The following is a 19241-nucleotide window of genomic DNA, read 5'->3' on the forward strand; positions in this document are numbered from 1 at the left end:
GACCCGGGCAGGCTCAGATGAGCTCGACGCCGTCGGCCTGCGGGCCACGGTCGCTCTGCCGCACCCGGAACCGGACGCGGTCCCCCTCTTCCAGGAACTCGGCGTTGCGCACGACGGAGACGTGCACGAACAGGTCCGGGCCCCCGGAGTCGGGCGTGATGAAGCCGAAGCCGCGGTCCGCGTCGTAGCGCGCGACCACGCCCTCGCCGCCGCGCGCCGGTGCACCGCCGCCCGCGGGTGCGCCCGACCGACCACGGGGCGACGCCGCGGGCGCGCTCCGGCGGGGGCGGCCGCCGACGAGCCGGACGCCCCGCGCCTGCGGTCCGCGCTCGCCGGGCTCGACGTCGTAGGTCACGCGGTCGCCCTCGACGAGCTCGTTCAGGCCCCCCGTCAGCGAGCGGGCGTGGACGAACACGTCCTCGCCGCCGGCGTCCTGCGCGACGAAGCCGAAGCCCTTGTCCGGGTCGTACCAGGTCACCGTGCCGTCGGCGCCGTCGTCGGCCGCGGCCGCCGGGGTGGCCTCCGGACCGAGCGGCAGCAGGTGGTCCGCCTGCGGCCCCTTCTCCCCCGGCACGACGAGGAACGCGACCCGCTGACCTTCCGACACCACGCCGCCGCCGACGATGGCCGAGCTGTGCAGGAAGATCTCCGCGCCCCCGCCGTCCGGCGCGACGAACCCGTAGCCCTTGGCGGGCTCGTACCAGCTGACGGTGCCGAGCACACCGAGCGCGGCGTCGGCGGCCACGCCACCGATGACGCGGACGCGGCGGGCCACCGGGCCACGGTCCCCCTCACCCGGCTCGAACTCGACCTGCTGCCCCTCCCGGAGCACGCGCGGCCCGTCGTCACCGACGATCTCGGACGCGTGGACGAACAGGTCGTCGGCTCCGTCCCCGAGGTCGAGGAAGCCGAAGCCTCGCTCGGCGTCGAACCAACGGACAGTTCCCTGGGGCACGGCTCACTCCTCGTTCACGGACGTTCCTGCCCTCCAGTCTCCCCCCACCGGGGACCGACGTCCGCCCGGCACTGTCCACGCGGGCCGGCTCAGCCGGGCCGTCGCGCCGGGTCTTGCGCGTGGTCGTGCGTCGACGACGGGGTCCATCCCTCGTCCTCGCGCATCGCGCGCATGATCCGCCGGCTGATCTCGCGCACCTGCCGCGCCTGGGCCTGCGTCAGCGGGTCGAGGACCAGACGCCGCACGGTGCGCACGTGGCCGGGGGTGGCCTGGTCGAGCTTCTCGACGCCCAGGTCCGTGAGGGTCGCGAGGGTGTAGCGCCCGTCGGCGGGGTCGGGGGCACGTCGCACCCACGCGCGCGACTCGAGCCGTGCGACGGCGCGCGAGAGGCGCGACAGCGAGCTGTTGGCGTACCCGGCCAGGACGCTCATCCGGAGCGTGCGGTCCGGGGCGTCGCCGAGCGCGTACAGGATCCCGTACTCGAAGTGCGACAGCTCGGCGTCGCGCTGCAGCTGGGCGTCGAGCGCGGCCGGCAGCCACTCCAGGACGGTGGCCAGCGAGGACCAGGTCTCGAGGTCCTCGCCGCGGAGGATCGGCGCGTCGACGGGGTCCGGCATGCGTGCAGCGTACGGGAACCCGGGCGATGGCAAGGCGGGCGATGACTTGATCGGGAAAGTCACCGCACGTACGGTTCACTTGATCGGGAAAGTGATGTGCGGGACGGACAGGACGTGAGGACAGCATGGATCTGCAGCTGACGGGCAAGCGGGCCTTCGTGAGCGGCTCGACGCAGGGCATCGGGTTCGCCGTCGCGCGCGCCCTGCTCGACGAGGGCGCGTCGGTCGTGATCAACGGCAGGAGCGCCGAGCGCGCGGACGCGGCGGTGCGCCGGCTCGAGGCCGAGGTGCCGGGCGCGTCGGTCGAGGCCGTGGTCGCGGACTTCGCGGACGCGTCGCAGGTCCAGCGACTCCTGGACGACCTGGGTGACGTCGACGTCCTCGTGAACAACGTCGGCGTGTTCGAGCTCGCGCCGTTCGAGCAGATCACCGACGAGGACTGGCAGCGCTACTTCGACGTCAACGTCATGAGCGGCGTCCGGCTGTCGCGGCACCTGCTGCCCGGCATGCTCGCGCGCGGCTGGGGTCGCGTGATCTTCGTGAGCAGCGAGTCGGGCGTGGACGTGCCGGCCGACATGCTGCACTACGGCTTCACCAAGGCCGGGATGATCGCGCTGGGCAACGGCCTCGCGAAGCTCACGCGCGGCACGCGCGTCACCGTGAACACGATCCTCGGCGGGCCGACCTTCTCCGACGGCGTCGCGGAGACCGTCGCGCAGGTGGCCGCGGCCCAGGGCGTGACGCCCGACCAGATGAAGGACACGATCGCCGCCGGCAACCGGACGTCGCTCCTGCAGCGGTTCATCGAGCCGCGCGAGATCGCCCACCTCGCGGCCTACCTCGCGAGCCCTCTGTCGTCCGCGACGAACGGTGCGGCCCTGCGGGCCGACGGCGGGGTGCTGACGACGCTGGTGTGACGGACGCGTCGTCGCGCTATGCGTCGTCCGAGGGGTCGGGGCGGTCGAGGCGGTCCAGGAGCTCGACGGCGGCGCGGGCGTAGTCGCTGATCCAGCGGTCGTGGATGCGCTTGATGGGCAGGGGCGCGAGGGACAGGTGGCGCTCGCGGCCGATCTTGCGCCCGGTCACGAGGTCGGCGGCCTCCAGGACGCGCAGGTGCTGCAGGACCGTGGTCCGGTCGAGCTCCGGCAGCAGTGCGCACAGCGACCCCGTGGTGTGCGTCGACTCCTTGAGGGCGTCGAGCATGCGGCGGCGCACGGGCGAGGCGAGCGCCTTGAACACCCGGTCGTCGTCGGAGGCCTGGTCGGCCGGTCGGGACATGTGGTAAAAGTACAACATGAATGACACCGAGCGTCTCGACGCGCTGTCCTTCACCGTCTCCGGCCGCGTGAGCCGTCCCTGCGCGGAGGTCTACGAGGCGATCGCCGACCCGCAGCAGCTGTCGCGGTACTTCACGACCGGCGGCGCGCGTGGCCGCCTGGAGTCCGGGGCCGTCGTCACCTGGGAGTTCCACGACTTCCCCGGCGGCTTCCCCGTCACGGTCGTCGAGGCCGAGCCGCCGCGCCGGATCGTCGTCGAGTGGGGCGGGGAGGCGACCACCGGCGAGAACGGGACGACGCGCACGACGTTCGAGCTCGAGCCGCTCGACGGCGACACCCGGACGCTCGTCACGATCACCGAGTCCTCGTGGCAGCCCACGCCGGACGGTGCGAAGAGCGCCTTCGGCAACTGCGCCGGCTGGACCGGCATGCTGGCCGCGCTCAAGGCGTGGCTCGAGCACGGCATCAACCTGCGCGAGGGCTTCTACGTCTGACGAGAGGCGATCACCATGCCGACCCTGGGCCACGGCAAGATCTGCCACGTCGAGCTGCCCGCGGTGGACCCGCAGGCGTCGGCGGAGTTCTACGCCCGCGTCTTCGGCTGGACGGTCCGCGAGGCGCACGGGACCTGGTTCTTCGAGGACTCCACCGACGAGGTCAGCGGGCACTGGGTGCCACACCGCGAGCCGACCCCGCCCGGGGTGCTCGTGTACGTGTGGGTCGACGACCTCGCCGCCGCCGTCGAGCGCGTCGCGGCCGAGGGCTGCGTGATCGTCCAGCCGCCCGGCGGCGACCCCGGCGAGCTGACCGCGCGGTTCCGCGACCCGGGCGGGAGCGTCGTCGGGCTGTACCAGGAGCCGCCGCAGTGACACGGTTCCTACCCGCCACGCACTGACGGTCCTAGCGTCGCCCCGTGGGGTTCGATGCGGGCGCCGACGCGTACGACCGGTTCATGGGCCGGTTCTCGCGGCCGCTCGCGCGCCGCGTCGTCGAGCTGCTCGACGCGCGACCGGGAGAGCGGGCGGTCGACGTGGGCTGCGGTCCGGGCGTCGTGACGGAGGTGCTCGTCGAGGCGCTCGGGGCCGACGCCGTCAGCGCGGTCGACCCGACCGAGCCGTTCGTCGCCGCCGTGCGCGAGCGGCTCCCGGGTGTCGACGTGCGGCTCGGGGACGCCGAGGACCTGCCGTTCGACGACGACGCGTTCGACGTCGCTGTCGCGAGCCTCGTGGTGACGTTCATGGCGGACCCGGTCACGGGCCTGACCGAGATGCGCCGCGTCACGCGGTCGGGGGGTCGCGTGGCGGTGAGCGTGTGGGACCACGTGCACGACCGCGGCGCCGCGTCGACGTTCTGGCGCGCGGTGCGCGACGTCGACACCGGCCGCGTGAGCGAGAGCAGCGACCTGCTGTGGGTCGAGGAGCGCGTCGAGGAGCTGTGCGCGACGGCCGGGTTCGTCGACCTGCGGGTGGAGGAGGTGCCGGTCACGCTCACGTTCGCCTCGTTCGCGGAGTGGTGGGACCCGTTCCTGCTCGCGGTCGGGCCTGCGGGTGCGTACCTCGCGAGCCTCGACGTCGACGTGCGCGAGGCGGTTCGACAGCGGGCGGCGGAGCGGTTCGGCCCGCCGCCGTTCGAGGTCACCGCGACCGCGGTCGTCGTCGTGGGGAACGCGGCCTGACGTCGGCGACCCGCGTCGAACCGCTTGCGAGGTGAAGCGTTTCGACGGCTGCACCCCCGCGCCCGCGTCTGGTGGGCTGCGAGTCCGTCGCCGGGGCCCCCTGCCCTCGGCCGCCCCCGTCCGAGAGGAAGGCCCGTGCGCTCGCTTCGCGCAGTGCTGTCCGTCGCCGCGGCCGCCGCGGTCGCCGTCGCCGGTTCGCTGGTCGCCGCCGACCAGGCGAGCGCCGCGGCCGGCTGCCGCGTCGACTACGCCGTCACGAACCAGTGGCAGAGCGGCTTCGGCGCCGACGTCCGCGTCACCAACCTCGGCGACCCCATGTCCTCGTGGGACGTGCGCTTCTCCTTCGGCGCAGGCCAGACCGTCTCCGCGCTGTGGAACGGCTCGGTCACGCAGACCGGCGCCGCCGTCTCCGTGCGGAACGCGGCCTGGAACGGCTCGATCGGCACGGGCGGCACCGCGTCGTTCGGCTTCAACGGCACGTGGTCCGGGTCCAACCCCGCACCGACCGCGTTCACGCTCAACGGCGTCGCGTGCACCGGCAGCCCGGTCACCCCGACCAGCACGCCGACGACGACCACCGGCCCGATCGGCGGCACCGCCGCGCAGCTCGTCACCGCGATGGGCAAGGGCTGGAACCTCGGCAACCAGCTCGAGGCGAGCATCGACGGCGTCCCGAGCGAGACCGCCTGGGGCAACCCCGTCATCACCGGCGCGCTGCTCGACCGCGTCAAGGCCGCGGGCTTCTCGACGATCCGCATCCCGGTCTCCTACCTCAGCAAGATCGGCCCGGCACCGAGCTACACCGTCGACGCCGCGTGGCTCGACCGGATCCAGCAGGTCGTCGACCTCGCCTACGACCGCGGGCTGTACGTCGTCGTCAACATGCACGGCGACGGCTACAAGAGCGTGAGCGGCTCCTGGCTCATCTGCGACGCGGCCTCCCAGAGCGCGATCAAGGACAAGTACCAGAAGGTCTGGCAGCAGGTCGCCTCCGAGTTCACGACCTACGGCGGCCGGCTGATCCTGGAATCGATGAACGAGGAGTTCGACGGGCAGTACGGGAACCCGACCCAGCCCTGCTACTCGAACATCAACGCGTACAACCAGATCTTCGTCGACACGGTCCGCAGGACCGGCGGCAACAACGCGTCGCGCTGGCTGCTCGTCCCGGGCTGGAACACCAACATCGACTACACGACCGGCGGCTACGGGTTCGTCATCCCGACCGACCAGAACCGCTCGTCGGCGATCCCCAGCAACGAGAAGCGCCTCATGATCTCGGTCCACTACTACGACCCGTGGGACTTCACGGGCGCCGAGAACGGCACCTACACGCAGTGGGGCCCGAACGCCACCGACCCGTCCCGGAAGACGTCATGGGGCCAGCAGGACTTCATGGACGCGCAGCTGAAGAAGACGTACGACGCGTTCACCTCGAAGGGCTACCCGGTCCTCGTCGGCGAGTACGGCTCGATCGACAAGACCTCGGCCGACCCGACGAACAACCGGTACCGCGCCGACTACGCGCGCACCCTCGTCGCGACCGCCACGAAGTACGGCGCCGCCACCGCCTACTGGGACAACGGGCACAACGGCCAGTACGGGTTCGCGCTGTTCGACCGGCGGACCGCGACGGTGACCCAGCAGGGCATCATCGACGCGATCATGGGCCGCTGACCGCGTCCTGACCGGCCCGTGGCCGGGCGTGTCACCGCACCGCGAGGTCGCGGTCGGGACGCCCGGCCTGCTCCATGCTGAGAGGCGTGCGTGCCTCGACCCCGACGGCAGCGCGGGAGGCGACAGCGGCGGCCCTCGGGCCAACGGCAACACCGCCGTGGGCATCCACGAGGGAACTGCTGGCACCGGCCAGGTGATCTGGTCGAAGATCGGCTTCCGGCCAGCCAGCTCGAACGTGTTCACCGGTGAGGGGTCGACGTGTCTCCACGACCAGGGCTCGTCAGATCCGTCATGGGCACTTGCTGCGTCGTCGCAACGAGTACGGCGGCGCTCGCCGCATGCGCGTCTGGCCCCGAAGGCGGCACTGGGATCGTCGAGGGCGGGCCCGTGGCCTACCGCTCCGAGTCGTCCGAGGGCGGCAACGACGGCAGCCTCCAAGGGACCGTGCACGTGTCCGATGGGTGCCTCGCCATCGTCGACGAGCTCGATCAGCGATGGCTGCCGATCTTCCAGGCACCCCGAACCACCTGGGACGGCACGACACTCACCTACGGCGGGAACTCCTACACCGACGGAAGCCGGATCACGCTCCGCGGTGGCGGCGTCGACGTCGACGTGGCGGACTACGCCCCTCAGGCGTGTGACTTCGACATGGCGTTCGGAGTCGCCCCACCATGAACGGCAACCGCTCCCGGTGGCCGGGTTCACGTCGGCCACCGGGAGCGGCATGACCGATGCCGGCCCGTCAGATGGTCGACTCCTCCCGCGCTCGTCGGCCCCGTCACCCCCGGCGTGCGAGGCGCCGGGTCACCGCCCCGCTAGCGCGCGACCGGTCGCTCGTCGAGCACCTCGACGGTCAGGTGCGGCCAGTCCCGGAGTGACGCGACCGCGCCGTCGGACAGGACGCCCAGCGACGGCCGGACGAGCGGCCCCGGCAGGAACGTGACCGTGGTGCCCGTCGTGCCGTCGGGCTCGACCGGCACCAGGTCGGTGACCGGGACGCCGCGCTCGTAGCGCTGCTCCCAGGACCCGTGGCTGCGTCGGTTGCGGTGCACGAGCCAGTCGCTCAGGGCGGCGACGACCGAGACCCCGCGGCGCGGGTGCCCGTCGGGCAGGCGCGGCCCGTCGACCGCGTCGAACACGCGCAGGTCGCGCGTCGACATCACCGGCTTGCGCACCGGGTGGCCGTGCTCGTCGAGGCGCGTGTCCGTGCCGCGGCCCTCGTCGGCGACGCTGACCGAGCCGTCCCGCCGGAAGGTCACGCGGCAGCGGCCGCCGCCGCGCTCGGTGGCCTCCTCGGACGCGTAGGCGAGGACCTCCAGCACCAGGTGCAGCACGCCGCCAGGCGCGAGCTCGGCCGCGCGACGGCGGACGTCCGCGAGGTGCGCGTCGTCCACCGCGGCCGCCCAGTCGTGCGTCGTGCTCACCCACGTGTCCCGGTCGCCCACGGGTCCATCCTGGTGACCGTGCCGGCACGGTGACCAGGTCGAACGACCCTGCTCGTCCCCGGTGCCGGTGCTCAGCCCGTGCGTCCCGAGCGCGTGCCGGACGCGCCCGACGCCTCGCGCGCCCGCGCCCGGAGCACGTCGAGCTCGCAGCCCGGCGCGTCGGGGTCGAAGCCGTGCTCGATGAGCCACCGCGACGCGACGAGGCTGCGCAGCGACCACCACGCGCGGATGACGTCGCGGTCGGCGCCGGGGCCGTAGCCGTCGAGCAGGTCGTCCAGGCGCTCCTCGTGCCCGAGGGTCAGCGTGGCGAGGTCGGCCATCGGGTCGCCCGGTCCGGCCTCGGACCAGTCGATGACGCCCACCACCTCGTCGCCGTCGACGAACACGTGCGTGAGCTGCAGGTCGCCGTGCGCGAACACCGGCGGACGCGGGCGCAGCGCGGCCTCGGCGATGTCCCGGTTGAGCCGGAGGACGTCGGCGGGCAGGACCTCGTGGTCGAGCAGCCACGCGTACTCGCGGTCGAGCTCGGCCCGGACGTCGTCGAGCGCGACGCCCGGCCACGGCGGCAGCGGGGCGTCGTGCAGCCGGCGGACGGCCGCACCGGTCGCCGCCCACGCGGCCGACGACGCCGGCGACGGCTCGCCGAGCACACCGAGAGCCCGGCCGGGTACGGCGGCGATCGCGAGGACGGGCGGCTGGTGCCAGACGACGCGCGGGGTCGGGACGGGTGCCAGCGCCATCGCCCGCACCTCGACGGCGGTCCGCGTCGGGTGCGCGTCGACCTTGAGGAACAGGTCGCCGACGCGCAGCGTCGTGCGCTGCCGGTGGGCGACCACGATCTCGATCTCGTCCATCACCCGCCATCCTGGCGACCGACCGTCGCGGGCGTCGCGCGAAAACCGGAGCCCGCGCGACGCCCGCGACGCGCGCTACGCGGTGCGTGACTGCTGGGCGAGCCACGCGAGGAGCAGCGCGGTCGTCTCGGCCGGCCTCTCCTGCTGGATCCAGTGGCCGGTGTCGAGCGTGAGGACCTCCACCCGCGGCACGAACGTCGTCAGGTGCGGTGCCGGCGCGATCGTGTCCCGGGCCCCGTAGACCATGAGCGCGGGCTGCCGGACGACGGGGTCGACGTCGGCGAGCAGGTGCCAGTTGCGGTCGAGGTTGCGGTACCAGTTGACGCTGCCGGTGAACCCCGTGCGCTCGAAGGACCGTACGAAGACGGCGAGGTCGTCGTCGCTCAGGAGCGGCGCGCCGGGCGGTGCGTCCGCGCGGGCGAGGTCGACGAGGGCCATGCCCGGCCCGGGCGGTGCCGGTGGCACGTCCGTCCGGAAGAGGTTGCCGAGGAAGCGCGCCGGGTCCTCGTCGAAGACCGCGTCGGCGACGCCCGGGCGACGGTTGAAGTGGACGAAGTAGAAGTCGTCGCCGAGCACCTCCGCCATGGCCTCGACCCACGGCCGCTCGCCGCGCTCCTGGTACGGCAGGCTCAGCGCGACGACGCCGTTCACGCGCTCGGGATGCAGCAGCGCCAGGCCCCACACCACGAACGCGCCCCAGTCGTGGCCCACGAACGTCGCGTCGTCGTGGCCGTAGTGGTCGAGGAGCGCGACGAGGTCGCCCGTGAGGTGCGCGAGGTCGTAGTCGGTGACCTCGGTGGGGCACGACGAGCGGCCGTAGCCGCGCTGGTTCGGGACGATCACGTGGTAGCCCGCCGCCGCGAGGGCCGGGACCTGGTGCCGCCACGACCAGGCGTGCTCGGGCCAGCCGTGGCAGAGGACGACCGCGCGCCCTCCGCGCGGGCCGGCCTCGAACACCTCCAGCTCGACGCCGTCGACGGCGACGAGCGTGGGCTCGGGGAAGTCGGTCGGGACGGTCGGTGCACCTGTCTGTGTGGTCATGGGCGTCATGCTGACCGGCAGAACCGGCCATCTCGTGACCGGTTTCCCTGGCAGTCTCGCGACGTGCGCGCCGACCGGCTGATGGCCCTCCTCCTGCTGCTGCAGCGCCGCGAGCACGTGACGGCGGCGGAGGTCGCGCGCGAGCTCGAGGTGTCCGAGCGCACCGCGCGCCGCGACCTCGACGCGCTCGGCACGGCCGGCGTCCCCGTCTACTCGGTGCAGGGGCGAGGCGGCGGCTGGCGGCTGGTCGGCGGGGCAAGGACCGACCTGACCGGGCTGACCGCGCCCGAGGTGCGGGCGCTGTTCCTCGTCGCCGGGCCGGCGTCGGCGGCGACGCCGGCCGTGCGGAGCGCGCTGCGCAAGCTCGTCCGCGCCCTGCCCGAGCCGTTCCGCGACCAGGCCGAGGCGGCGTCCTCGTCGGTCGTCGTCGACCCGCGCGGGTGGGGGTCGACGCACGTCGAGCACCGAGCACCGCGCCACCTCGACGCGGTGCAGGACGCGGTGGTCCGCGGCGTGCAGGTGCGGCTCGGCTACGTCGACGCCGCGGGCGCCGCGAGCACGCGGACCGTCCACCCGCTCGGCGTCGTCGCGCAGGGCGCGTCCTGGTACCTGGTCGGCGACACCGCCGCCGGGCGGCGCACGTTCCGGGTCGACCGGGTGTCGACGGTCGAGCCGACCGACGACCCCGTGCAGCGGCCCGCGGACTTCGACCTGGCCACCGCGTGGCGCGCGATCGCCGACGACGTGGACCGCCGGCGCACGCCGCTCGCGGTACGGGCGCTGTGCACGCCCGACGGTCTCGACGTGCTGCGGATCGGGTTCGGCGGACGCCTCGACGTGGGCCGTGCCGTGGCCGACGGGCGCGTCGAGGTCGTGGTCCGCGGTCGCGACGCGCGCACGGTCGCGGGCGAGCTCGCGGGGCTGGTCGGGTGGGTCGAGGTCGTCGACCCGCCGGAGGTGCGCGAGCACCTGGCCGCGACGGGCGCGGCGCTCGTCGCCCGCTACCGCTGACGCGACCGGTCAGCGACGCCCCGCGCCGCTCCCCGCGAGGCCGCACTCGTACGCGAGGATCACCGCCTGCACGCGGTCGCGCGCGCCGAGCTTGGCGAACACGTTCCCGACGTGCGTCTTGACGGTCGCCTCGGAGACGAACAGCTCGGCCGCGATCTCGGTGTTCGACGCGCCCTCCGCGATGAGCCGCAGCACGTCGAGCTCCCGCGGGGTCAGCGCGCGCAGGCGCGGGTCGACCACGTCACGGGTCGACGCCTGGTCAGGCGCGGCCGGCAGGTGCGGGGCGAACAGGTCGAGCATCCGGCGCAGCACGCGCGGCGCGACGACCGAGGTGCCGGCGGCGACCGTGCGGATCGCGTCGACGAGCTCGTCGGGGCGGGCCGTCTTGAGCAGGAACCCCGACGCCCCGGCGCGCAGCGCGGCGAACGCGAGGTCGTCGACGTCGAACGTCGTGAGGACGAGCACGCGCGACGCCGGGTGCTCGGCGACGACCCGTCGCGTCGCCTCGATGCCGTCCATGCCGGGCATCCGGATGTCCATGAGCACGACGTCGGGCGCCAGCGCGGCGACCTGGTCGAGCGCGACGTGCCCGTCGGCGGCCTCGCCGACGACCTCGAGGTCGGGCTCGGACTCGATGACCAGCCGGAAGCCGCTGCGCAGCAGGGCCTGGTCGTCGACGAGCAGGACCGTCGTCATCGGGCGTCTCCCTCGTCGTCGGACCACGGCAGCACCGCGTGGACGCGCCAGCCGCCGTCCGGCCGTGGACCGGCCTCGACGTGACCGCCGAGCAGGGCCGCGCGCTCGCGCATCCCGACGATGCCACGTCCCGTCCCGCCGCCGCTCCCGGCGCGCGTGCCGCCGCCGTCGAGCACGTCGACCTCGACGGTCGTCGGGGTGCGCCGGACCGCGACCTCGACGGACGTCGCGCCGGGTGCGTGCCGCAGGACGTTCGTGAGGGCCTCGCCCAGGATCCGCAGGACCGCGAGGCGCACCGCGGTGTCCTGCGGGAGCGTCGTGTCGAGGCCCGTCGCCGTGACGGGGACGCCGGTCACCGCGAAGCGCTCGACGACTGTCGACAGGTCCACCTCGGTCGGCTCGGTGCCGTCACCCGGCGCGGGCGACAGCGCGCCGAGGACCCGCTGCATGTCGGCCAGCGCGGACCGGCCCGTGCGCGCGACCTGACGCAGCGCCTCGCGCGACCGGTCGGGCGCGCGCTCGAACGCGGCGTCGGCGCCGTCGGCCAGCGCGACCATGACCGTGAGGTTGTGCGCGACGACGTCGTGCATCTCGCGCGCGATGTGCTGCCGCTCGGCGGCCCGCGCGAGGGCGGCGCTCTGGTCGCGCTCGCGGGCCAGCGCGCGGTACCGCTCGACGAGGTCCGCGGCGTGCAGGCGGCGGGCGCGGGCCGCGGAGCCCACCGCGACGCCGAGCACGAGCAGCGCGAGCAGCAGCAGCACCGAGCCCGCGCGGCGTCCCGGCGAGAACGACGGCTCCGACAGGTTCGGCGACCACTCCCCCGGCGCCATGACGGGCGTGCCGGACCACGCGAGGATCTCGACGATCCCGATGTCCTGCCACTGCCACAGGGCGACGGTCACGGTCGTGAGCACGACGCCGCACGCCGTCCAGGCGACCGTCGCGGACCGCTCGGCGGCGACGCTGTACAGCGCGCACGCCAGGCAGGCACCCAGCACGCCCAGCACGCCGTCGACCCGGAGCGACACGAGCGCGGCGACCGTCAGCAGCGCGGTCACGGTGAGCGGTCGCGCGCGCCGCATGAGCAGCAGCGCCGACCCGACGGCCGTCCCCACCAGCCAGGTGGTCACGACCGACTCCTCGACACCCGCGTCGAGCGGGTAGAGACCGAGCGCGACGGCACCGCCGACGGTCTCCCACGCGAACCCCGCACCGACCAGCCCGACGAGCACCATGACGCCCGCGACCGCGGCGTCCATGACCCACGGCCGGGCGGTGACGAGCCGCGCGACCGGGCTCGCGCCGCGCACCTGCTCCTCGGTGAGCGGCTCGTCGTCCTCGCGGACCGCACGGACCGCGAGCGCGCGTCGGATCACCACGGGCCCACTCTCCCACCGGTCGTCGTCGTGCCCGTGCTGGTGCGGGCTGGGCCGGTCCGCCGTCGGCTCCGGCCGGTCCTGCGGCGCACCGGACGGCGCGAGCGCGCCGGACCCGTCAGCGGACGTCATGCCGTCCGAGCCGGTACGCGGCCGCCGCGAGCACGACGACGACCCACACCGCGACGACGAGCCCGCCGCCCCCCGTGCCGAGCTGCGGGCCGCGGGTCGCGTCGTCGAGCGCCGCGAGCGCGGCGTCGTCCTGCAGCAGCCGGGCCCCCGCCGAGGGCAGGAGCGCACGGACGGTGTCGGTGACCGGGCCGGGGTTCGCGGCCAGGAGGTGGTCGCCGACGACCGCGAGGACGATCCCGCCGACGATCGCGTCGGCAGGGCGACGCAGCAGCGCGCCGAGGCCCAGACCGAGGAGCGCGACCGCGACGGACGCGAGGACGAACCCGGCGAGCGCCCGGGCCGTGCCCGGGACCGCGAGGTCGACGGCCGGCCCCCCACCCGCGCGCACGCCGGCCGTGGCGACCCACGACGCGCCGAGGCCGGCCGCAGCGGTCACGAGCGCCGCGGCCGCGACGACCACCGTCTGGGCGCCCAGGACGGGCAGGCGTCGCGGCACCGCGGTGAACGTCGCTCGCGCCGTGCCCGTCGTGTGCTCTCCCGACCCGACGACCGCCCCGAGCACGAGGAAGCCGACCTGCGCGAGCACGAAGCCCGACGTCACGACCCAGGACCCGGACCGGGCGTCGCCGGGCCGCACGAACAGGCCGAGCCCGTACGCGGTGACCGCGGCGACGACGACGGTGCCCAGCGCGAGCCAGACGTGCGCCGGGACGCTGACGAGCTTGGTCGACTCGGCGCTCAGCACGCGGCCGGCGGTCACGCCCCGACGCGCGGGAGCACCACGCACGGTCCGCTCCCGCGTCGTCGGCGCCGCGGGCGTCACCGCACGTCCCGGGTCCGCAGCCGCACGGCCGCGGCGGCCAGGAGCACGACGATCCAGGCCGCGAGCACGAGCCCGCCGCCCACCGGTCCGAGGTCGGGCGAGCCGTCCATCGGACCCGACGACGCGGACGTCGTCAGGAGACCGCCCGCGGTGCCGGGCAGGAGCACGTTCAGGGTCCCGACGACGGTCGGCGCAGCGGCCGGGTCGGGCGCCGCGAGCGACGCGGGGTCACCGCCGGCCACGAGCGGGTCGCTCGCCATCAGGAGCGCGATCGGCAGGATCATCACGAGGATCAGCGCCGTGACCAGCGCCGGGACGGTCCGACGGAGCAGCGCGCCGAGCGCGTGCCCGAGCAGCGCGAGCCCGACGAGGAACAGCACCATGCCGAGCACGAGCGCGGGGGCGTCGCCGGCGGTGAGGTCGACCGGGAGGTCGCGCGACGCGGCGGCCGGCAGGATCCCGACGACGCTCGCGACCGTCGTGAGCACCGCGGTGCCGAGCGCGAACCCGGCCACGGCGAGGCTCTGCGCGACGAGCACGGGCCACCGGCGCGGCACGGTCGTGTACGTCGAGCGGAACGCGCCCGTGCGGAACTCACCGGCGCCGACCAGGACGCCGAGCACGAGCGGTCCGAGCTGCGCGAGCATCAGGCCGGACGACAGCGAGTCGACCGGCTCGAAGCCGGGGTCGCCCGACGACGCCTGCGCGCTCAGGAAGGTGATGACGCCCCCGACGACGACGGTCACGGCCGCGGTCCACCACGGCGAGCGCAGCGACACGAGCTTCGTCCACTCCGACGCGAGGACGCGGGCGAACGCGGGGCGGCGCGTGGCCGACAGCCCTTCGACGGCACGCGGCGTCGCGGTCGTGGCGGTCATCGCGCACCGCCCGAGGCCGCGTCGGTGCGGTACTCGACGGCGTCCGTCGTGAGCTGGAGGTACGCCTCCTCGAGCGAGCCCGACCCGGTGCGGTCGACGATCTCCTGCACGGGCGCGTCGGCGAGCAGGCGGCCGCGGCCGATGATGACGACGCGGTCGGCGCACAGCGCGAGCTCGTGCATGAGGTGCGACGACAGCAGCACGGTGCGCCCCTCGGCGGCGAGCTCGCGCACCAGCCGACGCACCCAGAGCACGCCGTCGGGGTCGAGCCCGTTGACCGGCTCGTCGAGGATCAAGGTCGCCGGGTCGCCGAGCAGCGCCCCCGCGATGCCGAGCCGCTGCCCCATGCCGAGCGAGAACGTGCCCGCGCGGCGGCGCGCGGCCGACTCCAGGCCGGTCTGCGCGAGCACCTCGCGCACGCGGGCCTTGCCGATGCCGTGCGTGCGCGCCATCGCGAGCAGGTGCGCGTACGCGGTCCGGCCCGGGTGGACCGACCGCGCGTCGAGCATCACGCCGACCGCGTGCAGCGGCGCGGGCAGGTCGGCGAACCGCCGACCGTCGACCGTCGCGCGGCCCGACGTCGCGCGCTCGAGGCCGACCACGACGCGCATCGTCGTCGACTTGCCCGCGCCGTTCGGCCCGAGGAAGCCCGTGACCGTCCCGGGCCGGGCCGTGAACGTCAGGCCGTCCACCGCGGTCGTGCTGCCGTAGCGCTTGCTCAGCGCCTCCACCTCGATCATCGCGTCTCCTCGTCGTCGGGCCCTCGCGGGCGTCCGTCGACGACGCTACGAACGCGGTGCGGCGACCAGCACCGACCGGTGGAGGAGATCGGCGGGACGCGCGGCTCCGACCACGGGATGAGGGCGTCCCTCCGGGCGACCGGGCGCACGCCCGGCCCGGAGAGCGCGCGTCAGGCCACGTCGACCTCCTTCCAGAACGCGACGTAGCCGCTGAAGTCCGTCCCGACGCGGTCGACCGCGGACGCGTACGGCTCGGGGTAGCTCCACGCGCGGTCCTGGAGCGCCGCGCCGCCGCCGTCACGCACCGAGTAGTACTGGCACGCCCCCTTCCACGGGCACGTGTACGGGGTCGGCGACTCCTCCAGCAGCTCGTGGCGCACCGCGGACGGCGGGAAGTACACGTTGCCCTCGATGCGCACGACGTCGCTCTCGGGGGCCTCCGCGAGCACGGTGCCGTGCAGCGTGGCTGTGGGCATGGGTTCCTCCAGGCGGGGGGACGGGTGCGGCGGACGCACGCACGCGCTCGACGCTAGGCGGGCGACGCCCGGAGCGCGCGCGGACCCCGCGCCGGTCCCCAGGGGGCACGGTCAGCCGCGACGCCGCTCCCGCGTCGCACGGCGCAGCAGCGCGTGCCCGTCGGCGAGCGGACCCAGGTGCGCGAGCTTGTCGGGGTTGGTGACGCTCCGGATCGCCTGGACCCGGCCGTCGGCGATGTCGAGCGTCATCGCCACCACGACGTTCCCGTCGCCGTCGCGGACGACCACGCCCGGCTGCCCGTTGATCTCCCGCTCGTCGAGGACGACCCCGACGGCCGCGAGCGACGGCGCGGTCGCCGCGACGAGCCGCGCCACGTGGTCGACCCCGAAGAACATGCCCCGCCCCCACAGCGGTCCCTTGCCCCCGGCGTCGGCGACCATCCGGACGTCGGCCGCGAGCAGCTCGCGCAGCGCGTCGACGTCGCCCTCCCGCACCGCGTCGACGAACCGGCTCGCGAGCTCCTCGCGCTCGCGACGGTCGACCTCGAACCGCGGCCGTCCCGCGTCCATGTGCCGCCGGGCGCGCGAGGCGAGCTGGCGACAGGCCGCCTCGCTCCGACCGACCGCGCTCGCGACCTCCGCGACGTCGAACCCGAAGACGTCGCGCAGCACGAACACGGCGCGCTCGAGCGGGCTCAGCCGCTCCATGAGGACGAGCGCCGCGGTCGACAGGGAGTCGGCGAGCTCGGCCGCCCGCTCCGGCTCCTCGTAGGGGTCCTCGAGCAGCGGCTCGGGGAACCACGGGCCCGGGTACGCCTCACGACGGACCCGGGCGGACCGCAGCACGTCGATCGACACGCGCGTGACGATCGCCGACAGGTACGACTTGAGCGACGTCGGCTCGACGCCCGACGCGTCCCATCGCAGCCACGTCTCCTGCACGGCGTCCTCCGCCTCGCCGACGCTGCCGAGCAGGCGGTAGGCGATCGAGAACAGCAGGGGACGCAGCCGTTCGAACTCCTCGGCGTGGCTCACGCGCTCACCCTGGCCTGCGGGAGCGCCGACGTCACGCGGTCCGCCCGTGCGAGCGTGCGGGCGCGGGCCGACGCCGAGGACGGCAGACGCGTCGACCCCGGCCGGCGCGCCTCACGCGTGAGGCCCGCGACGATCTGGCGCGTCACGCCCTCCTTGAGCGCGGCGCCGGCTCGTCCGGACACGTGCAGCGCGACGGCCGTGTCGTCGGGGCGGGACGCCTGGAAGATCGCCGCCCGCCGGCCGAGCGCGATGCACTGGCCGAGGAACACGTTGTCGACCGGCTCGGGGACCCGCCCGTCGAGGTGTGCCAGCACCGTGTCGGCCGCCCGCGCCCCCAGGGGCACCGCCGCCTGGCAGCTTGCGCGCTGCGGGACGCCCGACGGGGCGACCGCGTCACCCGCGCCCACCACGCGGTCGTCGTCGATGCTGGCCAGCGTCTCGTCGGTGAGCAGCCGCCCGGCCGCGTCGGTCGTGAGGCCGCTGCGCCGGGCCAGGTCGGGCACCGCGAACCCGGTGGCCCACACCGTCAGCCCGTCGAGCACGCGACCGTCGTCCAGCAGCACCGACCGGCTGCGCACCTCCGCCGCGCGCGGCTGCTCGAGGACCGTCACCCCCAGGCGGGCGAGCCGGCGGGTGATCGCGCGCCGCGCGTGCGGTCGGACGTAGGGCGCGAGCACGCCGCCGCACACGAGTGTGACGGCCCGTCCGGTCTCGGCGAGCTCGGCGGCCGTCTCGATGCCCGTGGGTCCGCCGCCCACGACGACCACCGGGACGGCCGGCTCCGCGTCGAGCGCGGCCCGCAGCCGCGTCGCGGCCTCGAACGTGCTGACTGCGAGCGCGTGCTCGGCCGCGCCCGGCACCCCGCCGTCGGTCGCGTGGCTGCCGACCGCGTACACGAGGTGGTCGTAGGTCAGGGCCGTCCCGTCGGCCAGCCCGACCCGGCGGTGCGCGGTGTCGACGTGCGTCGCCTCGCCGACGACCACACGGACCCGCTCCCCCAGCACCTCCGCCCAGTCGTGCAGCCCGCCGTGGGTCCCGGCCGCCACCTGGTGGAGCCGGACCCGCTCGACGAACCGCGGGCGCGCGTCGACGAGCGTCACCGTGACGTCGTCGCGGCCGGCCAGCCGGTTCGCGGCCATCACACCGGCGTACCCGCCGCCGAGGACCAGGACGTGCGTGCTCATGAGGAGTCCTCCCGTCGTCGCGGAGCACCCGTGCGGCGCTCTCGTGCACGGGACGAGACAGCAGCCGCTGCTGTGACAAGTCCGCGCGCACCGCGATCCGGTCGACCCCTGTCCGCCGCGCGGTGTGCGCCCCTACCGTTCCCGTATGGCGGAGACGGCGGCGGACTGGCGGGTGGTCGACGGTGTCGCGACGGCGTGGTTCGACGCGCCCTCGCTGACCGCGGGCGCCGCGCTGGCGGGGCGGCTGGTCGACGAGGCGGGAGACGTCCTGGTCGACGCGCGCGCGACCGGTGTGCGCGTTCGCGTCCCGTCCGCCGGGCACGCGACCGCGGTGTCGGCCGCGGCGCGCGACCTCGGGCTGACCGCGGACCCGTCGGTCCTGCAGCGGCTGAGCGTCGTGGTGGAGTCGCCGGAGCCGGCCGCGGTCCGGCCGTTCTGGGAGGGCGTGCTCGGGTACGCCGCCGCCGACGACGGCGGGCTCGTCGACCCGCTGCAGCGCGATCCCGCGTTCCGGCTCCGGCGGTCCACCGACCCGCGACCGCTGCGCAACCGCCTGCACCTCGACGTGGTGCGCCCGGAGGCGGTGGCGGAGCAGGTGCGGCCCGGCGAGCCGTACGGCGTCTTCGGGGTCTGCCACGCCGACGCGGACGGCAACGAGGTCGACCTGGTGCCCGGTGGCGGGCTCGACGACGCCCCCGGGACCGCCGACTGGCACGCGGTGTTCGGCGCCGTCGCCTGCTACCGCGTCGCGTCCTCGGCGCAGCAGCGCGACCTGGTCGCCGCGGCCGCGAGCCTCGCGGACGAGGCCGCGTTCCCGCTGCTGGTGGACGTGCGGCCCGGGCTCGTGGTGCTCGACACCGGCAAGGACCGGTGGGACGCGGACGCGCACGGCCTCGACGTGGACTTCCCCGCGCTCGCGGCGCGCATCCAGACCGCGGCCCGCGACCTCGGGGCGACCGCCGACGCGTCGCTCCCGCGGTTCGTCCAGCTCTTCCTCGACGCCGCCGACGTCGGCAGCGTGCGCGCGTTCTGGCAGACGGTGCTCGGCTACGTGCCGGACGGGCGCGCTGCGCTCGACGACGTCGTCGACCCGCGCTGGCTGAACCCGGTGGTCGCGTTCCAGGAGATCGACACCGCCGACACCGAGCGGCGCCGGCAGCGCAACCGCGTGCACGTCGAGCTCGCGGTCCCGGCGGACGTCGTGCCGGAGCACGTGGCCACCGCGGTGGCGGCCGGCGGCCGGGTCCTCGGCGAGTCCCCGGGGCGCGTGCGGGTGGCCGACCCGGAGGGCAACGAGCTGGTCGTCGTCGGGGGCTGAGGGGGCGCGCCCGGTCGCGTCGACGTCC

The 19241-nt window shown here is 75.0% G+C and carries 22 protein-coding genes; 8 read left to right on the forward strand and 14 right to left on the reverse strand.

The features are described 5' to 3' along the window. Positions 1–13: 13 nt before the first annotated feature. Together OMK64_RS20980 and OMK64_RS02470 are read right to left on the reverse strand one after the other, a co-directional pair. A complete protein-coding gene (locus OMK64_RS20980) occupies positions 14–955 on the reverse strand; it encodes a cold-shock protein (protein ID WP_272726386.1) in 942 nt (313 codons plus the stop codon). 89 nt (positions 956–1044) lie between these two features. Then, positions 1045–1572, reverse strand: coding sequence for a MarR family winged helix-turn-helix transcriptional regulator (locus OMK64_RS02470; RefSeq protein ID WP_272726387.1), 528 nt, complete (start codon positions 1570–1572; stop codon positions 1045–1047). Between the two features lie 125 nt (positions 1573–1697). Here OMK64_RS02470 and OMK64_RS02475 point away from each other — a divergent pair, with 125 nt between their 5' ends. Continuing rightward, positions 1698–2489: an SDR family NAD(P)-dependent oxidoreductase gene (locus OMK64_RS02475; protein WP_272726388.1), complete on the forward strand. Its 792-nt coding sequence runs from the start codon at positions 1698–1700 to the stop codon at positions 2487–2489. 16 nt (positions 2490–2505) lie between these two features. Here the strand turns inward: OMK64_RS02475 and OMK64_RS02480 are convergent, their stop codons facing one another. Further along, the gene (locus tag OMK64_RS02480) at positions 2506–2850 is read right to left on the reverse strand and encodes an ArsR/SmtB family transcription factor (protein WP_272726389.1); all 345 of its coding nucleotides are present in this window, start codon (positions 2848–2850) and stop codon (positions 2506–2508) included. Between the two features lie 16 nt (positions 2851–2866). Here OMK64_RS02480 and OMK64_RS02485 point away from each other — a divergent pair, with 16 nt between their 5' ends. The 5 genes from OMK64_RS02485 (at position 2867) to OMK64_RS02505 (ending at position 6879) form a co-directional block, all read left to right on the forward strand. Then, entirely contained in the window at positions 2867–3343 is a 477-nt protein-coding gene (locus tag OMK64_RS02485) for an SRPBCC family protein (protein WP_272726390.1), read from the forward strand. A gap of 15 nt (positions 3344–3358) precedes the next feature. Continuing rightward, entirely contained in the window at positions 3359–3718 is a 360-nt protein-coding gene (locus OMK64_RS02490; protein WP_272726391.1) for a VOC family protein, read from the forward strand. 44 nt (positions 3719–3762) lie between these two features. Continuing rightward, complete coding sequence (locus OMK64_RS02495) at positions 3763–4524, forward strand: class I SAM-dependent methyltransferase (RefSeq protein ID WP_272726392.1); 762 nt, start codon at positions 3763–3765, stop codon at positions 4522–4524. Positions 4525–4659: 135 nt separating this feature from the next. Then, complete coding sequence (locus OMK64_RS02500; RefSeq protein ID WP_272726393.1) at positions 4660–6201, forward strand: cellulase family glycosylhydrolase; 1542 nt, start codon at positions 4660–4662, stop codon at positions 6199–6201. A gap of 387 nt (positions 6202–6588) precedes the next feature. Further along, a complete protein-coding gene (locus OMK64_RS02505) occupies positions 6589–6879 on the forward strand; it encodes a hypothetical protein (protein ID WP_272726394.1) in 291 nt (96 codons plus the stop codon). Between the two features lie 140 nt (positions 6880–7019). On the opposite strand, the gene OMK64_RS02510 is transcribed toward OMK64_RS02505, so the two are convergent. From OMK64_RS02510 to OMK64_RS02520, 3 genes are all read right to left on the reverse strand, one after another. Beyond that, positions 7020–7649, reverse strand: coding sequence for an ATP-binding protein (locus tag OMK64_RS02510; RefSeq protein ID WP_272726395.1), 630 nt, complete (start codon positions 7647–7649; stop codon positions 7020–7022). Between the two features lie 71 nt (positions 7650–7720). Continuing rightward, on the reverse strand, positions 7721–8503 hold the full coding sequence (locus tag OMK64_RS02515; RefSeq protein ID WP_272726396.1) for a phosphotransferase family protein: 783 nt from the start codon (positions 8501–8503) through the stop codon (positions 7721–7723). 75 nt (positions 8504–8578) lie between these two features. Further along, positions 8579–9544: an alpha/beta fold hydrolase gene (locus OMK64_RS02520; protein ID WP_272726397.1), complete on the reverse strand. Its 966-nt coding sequence runs from the start codon at positions 9542–9544 to the stop codon at positions 8579–8581. 63 nt (positions 9545–9607) lie between these two features. On the opposite strand from OMK64_RS02520, the gene OMK64_RS02525 reads away from it, so the two are divergent. Next, positions 9608–10555, forward strand: a complete 948-nt coding sequence (locus OMK64_RS02525; RefSeq protein ID WP_272726398.1) for a helix-turn-helix transcriptional regulator — start codon at positions 9608–9610, stop codon at positions 10553–10555. Between the two features lie 9 nt (positions 10556–10564). Here the strand turns inward: OMK64_RS02525 and OMK64_RS02530 are convergent, their stop codons facing one another. The 8 genes from OMK64_RS02530 to OMK64_RS02565 all read right to left on the reverse strand — a co-directional run bounded on the left by OMK64_RS02530 (position 10565) and on the right by OMK64_RS02565 (position 17895). Beyond that, complete coding sequence (locus OMK64_RS02530) at positions 10565–11251, reverse strand: response regulator (RefSeq protein WP_272726399.1); 687 nt, start codon at positions 11249–11251, stop codon at positions 10565–10567. Then, positions 11248–12759 carry a sensor histidine kinase gene (locus tag OMK64_RS02535; protein ID WP_272726400.1) on the reverse strand — a complete coding sequence of 504 codons (1512 nt, stop codon included), beginning with the start codon at positions 12757–12759 and terminating at the stop codon, positions 11248–11250. Before OMK64_RS02535 ends, OMK64_RS02530 begins: the two co-directional genes overlap by 4 nt. Next, positions 12746–13519, reverse strand: a complete 774-nt coding sequence (locus OMK64_RS02540) for a hypothetical protein (RefSeq protein WP_272726401.1) — start codon at positions 13517–13519, stop codon at positions 12746–12748. The genes OMK64_RS02535 and OMK64_RS02540 overlap by 14 nt, the downstream gene beginning before the upstream one ends. A gap of 59 nt (positions 13520–13578) precedes the next feature. Continuing rightward, positions 13579–14460 (reverse strand): hypothetical protein, encoded by an 882-nt coding sequence (locus tag OMK64_RS02545; protein ID WP_272726402.1) that lies wholly within the window; start codon positions 14458–14460, stop codon positions 13579–13581. Further along, positions 14457–15200 (reverse strand): ABC transporter ATP-binding protein, encoded by a 744-nt coding sequence (locus OMK64_RS02550; RefSeq protein WP_272726403.1) that lies wholly within the window; start codon positions 15198–15200, stop codon positions 14457–14459. The genes OMK64_RS02545 and OMK64_RS02550 overlap by 4 nt, the downstream gene beginning before the upstream one ends. A 170-nt stretch (positions 15201–15370) precedes the next feature. Further along, positions 15371–15676 carry a DUF427 domain-containing protein gene (locus tag OMK64_RS02555; protein ID WP_272726404.1) on the reverse strand — a complete coding sequence of 102 codons (306 nt, stop codon included), beginning with the start codon at positions 15674–15676 and terminating at the stop codon, positions 15371–15373. 111 nt (positions 15677–15787) lie between these two features. Then, positions 15788–16711 carry an RNA polymerase sigma-70 factor gene (locus OMK64_RS02560; RefSeq protein ID WP_272726405.1) on the reverse strand — a complete coding sequence of 308 codons (924 nt, stop codon included), beginning with the start codon at positions 16709–16711 and terminating at the stop codon, positions 15788–15790. After that, on the reverse strand, positions 16708–17895 hold the full coding sequence (locus tag OMK64_RS02565; RefSeq protein ID WP_272726406.1) for an NAD(P)/FAD-dependent oxidoreductase: 1188 nt from the start codon (positions 17893–17895) through the stop codon (positions 16708–16710). The genes OMK64_RS02560 and OMK64_RS02565 overlap by 4 nt, the downstream gene beginning before the upstream one ends. 145 nt (positions 17896–18040) lie before the next feature. On the opposite strand from OMK64_RS02565, the gene OMK64_RS02570 reads away from it, so the two are divergent. Continuing rightward, positions 18041–19213 carry a VOC family protein gene (locus OMK64_RS02570; RefSeq protein WP_272726407.1) on the forward strand — a complete coding sequence of 391 codons (1173 nt, stop codon included), beginning with the start codon at positions 18041–18043 and terminating at the stop codon, positions 19211–19213. Positions 19214–19241 lie beyond the last annotated feature (28 nt).

It is taken from the genome of Cellulomonas fimi (genome assembly GCF_028527925.1).
Lineage (GTDB): Bacteria > Actinomycetota > Actinomycetes > Actinomycetales > Cellulomonadaceae > Cellulomonas > Cellulomonas fimi_C.

What these genes read in the sequence shown, in the direction of transcription:
- OMK64_RS02470 (WP_272726387.1), bottom strand. Translation starts at nt 1,572, where the DNA reads ATGCCGGACCCCGTCGACGCGCCGATCCTCCGCGGCGAGGACCTCGAG.
- OMK64_RS02475 (WP_272726388.1), top strand. Translation starts at nt 1,698, where the DNA reads ATGGATCTGCAGCTGACGGGCAAGCGGGCCTTCGTGAGCGGCTCGACG.
- OMK64_RS02480 (WP_272726389.1), bottom strand. Translation starts at nt 2,850, where the DNA reads ATGTCCCGACCGGCCGACCAGGCCTCCGACGACGACCGGGTGTTCAAG.
- OMK64_RS02485 (WP_272726390.1), top strand. Translation starts at nt 2,867, where the DNA reads ATGAATGACACCGAGCGTCTCGACGCGCTGTCCTTCACCGTCTCCGGC.
- OMK64_RS02490 (WP_272726391.1), top strand. Translation starts at nt 3,359, where the DNA reads ATGCCGACCCTGGGCCACGGCAAGATCTGCCACGTCGAGCTGCCCGCG.
- OMK64_RS02515 (WP_272726396.1), bottom strand. Translation starts at nt 8,503, where the DNA reads ATGGACGAGATCGAGATCGTGGTCGCCCACCGGCAGCGCACGACGCTG.
- OMK64_RS02520 (WP_272726397.1), bottom strand. Translation starts at nt 9,544, where the DNA reads ATGACCACACAGACAGGTGCACCGACCGTCCCGACCGACTTCCCCGAG.
- OMK64_RS02530 (WP_272726399.1), bottom strand. Translation starts at nt 11,251, where the DNA reads ATGACGACGGTCCTGCTCGTCGACGACCAGGCCCTGCTGCGCAGCGGC.
- OMK64_RS02535 (WP_272726400.1), bottom strand. Translation starts at nt 12,759, where the DNA reads ATGACGTCCGCTGACGGGTCCGGCGCGCTCGCGCCGTCCGGTGCGCCG.
- OMK64_RS02545 (WP_272726402.1), bottom strand. Translation starts at nt 14,460, where the DNA reads ATGACCGCCACGACCGCGACGCCGCGTGCCGTCGAAGGGCTGTCGGCC.
- OMK64_RS02550 (WP_272726403.1), bottom strand. Translation starts at nt 15,200, where the DNA reads ATGATCGAGGTGGAGGCGCTGAGCAAGCGCTACGGCAGCACGACCGCG.
- OMK64_RS02555 (WP_272726404.1), bottom strand. Translation starts at nt 15,676, where the DNA reads ATGCCCACAGCCACGCTGCACGGCACCGTGCTCGCGGAGGCCCCCGAG.
- OMK64_RS02565 (WP_272726406.1), bottom strand. Translation starts at nt 17,895, where the DNA reads ATGAGCACGCACGTCCTGGTCCTCGGCGGCGGGTACGCCGGTGTGATG.
- OMK64_RS02570 (WP_272726407.1), top strand. Translation starts at nt 18,041, where the DNA reads ATGGCGGAGACGGCGGCGGACTGGCGGGTGGTCGACGGTGTCGCGACG.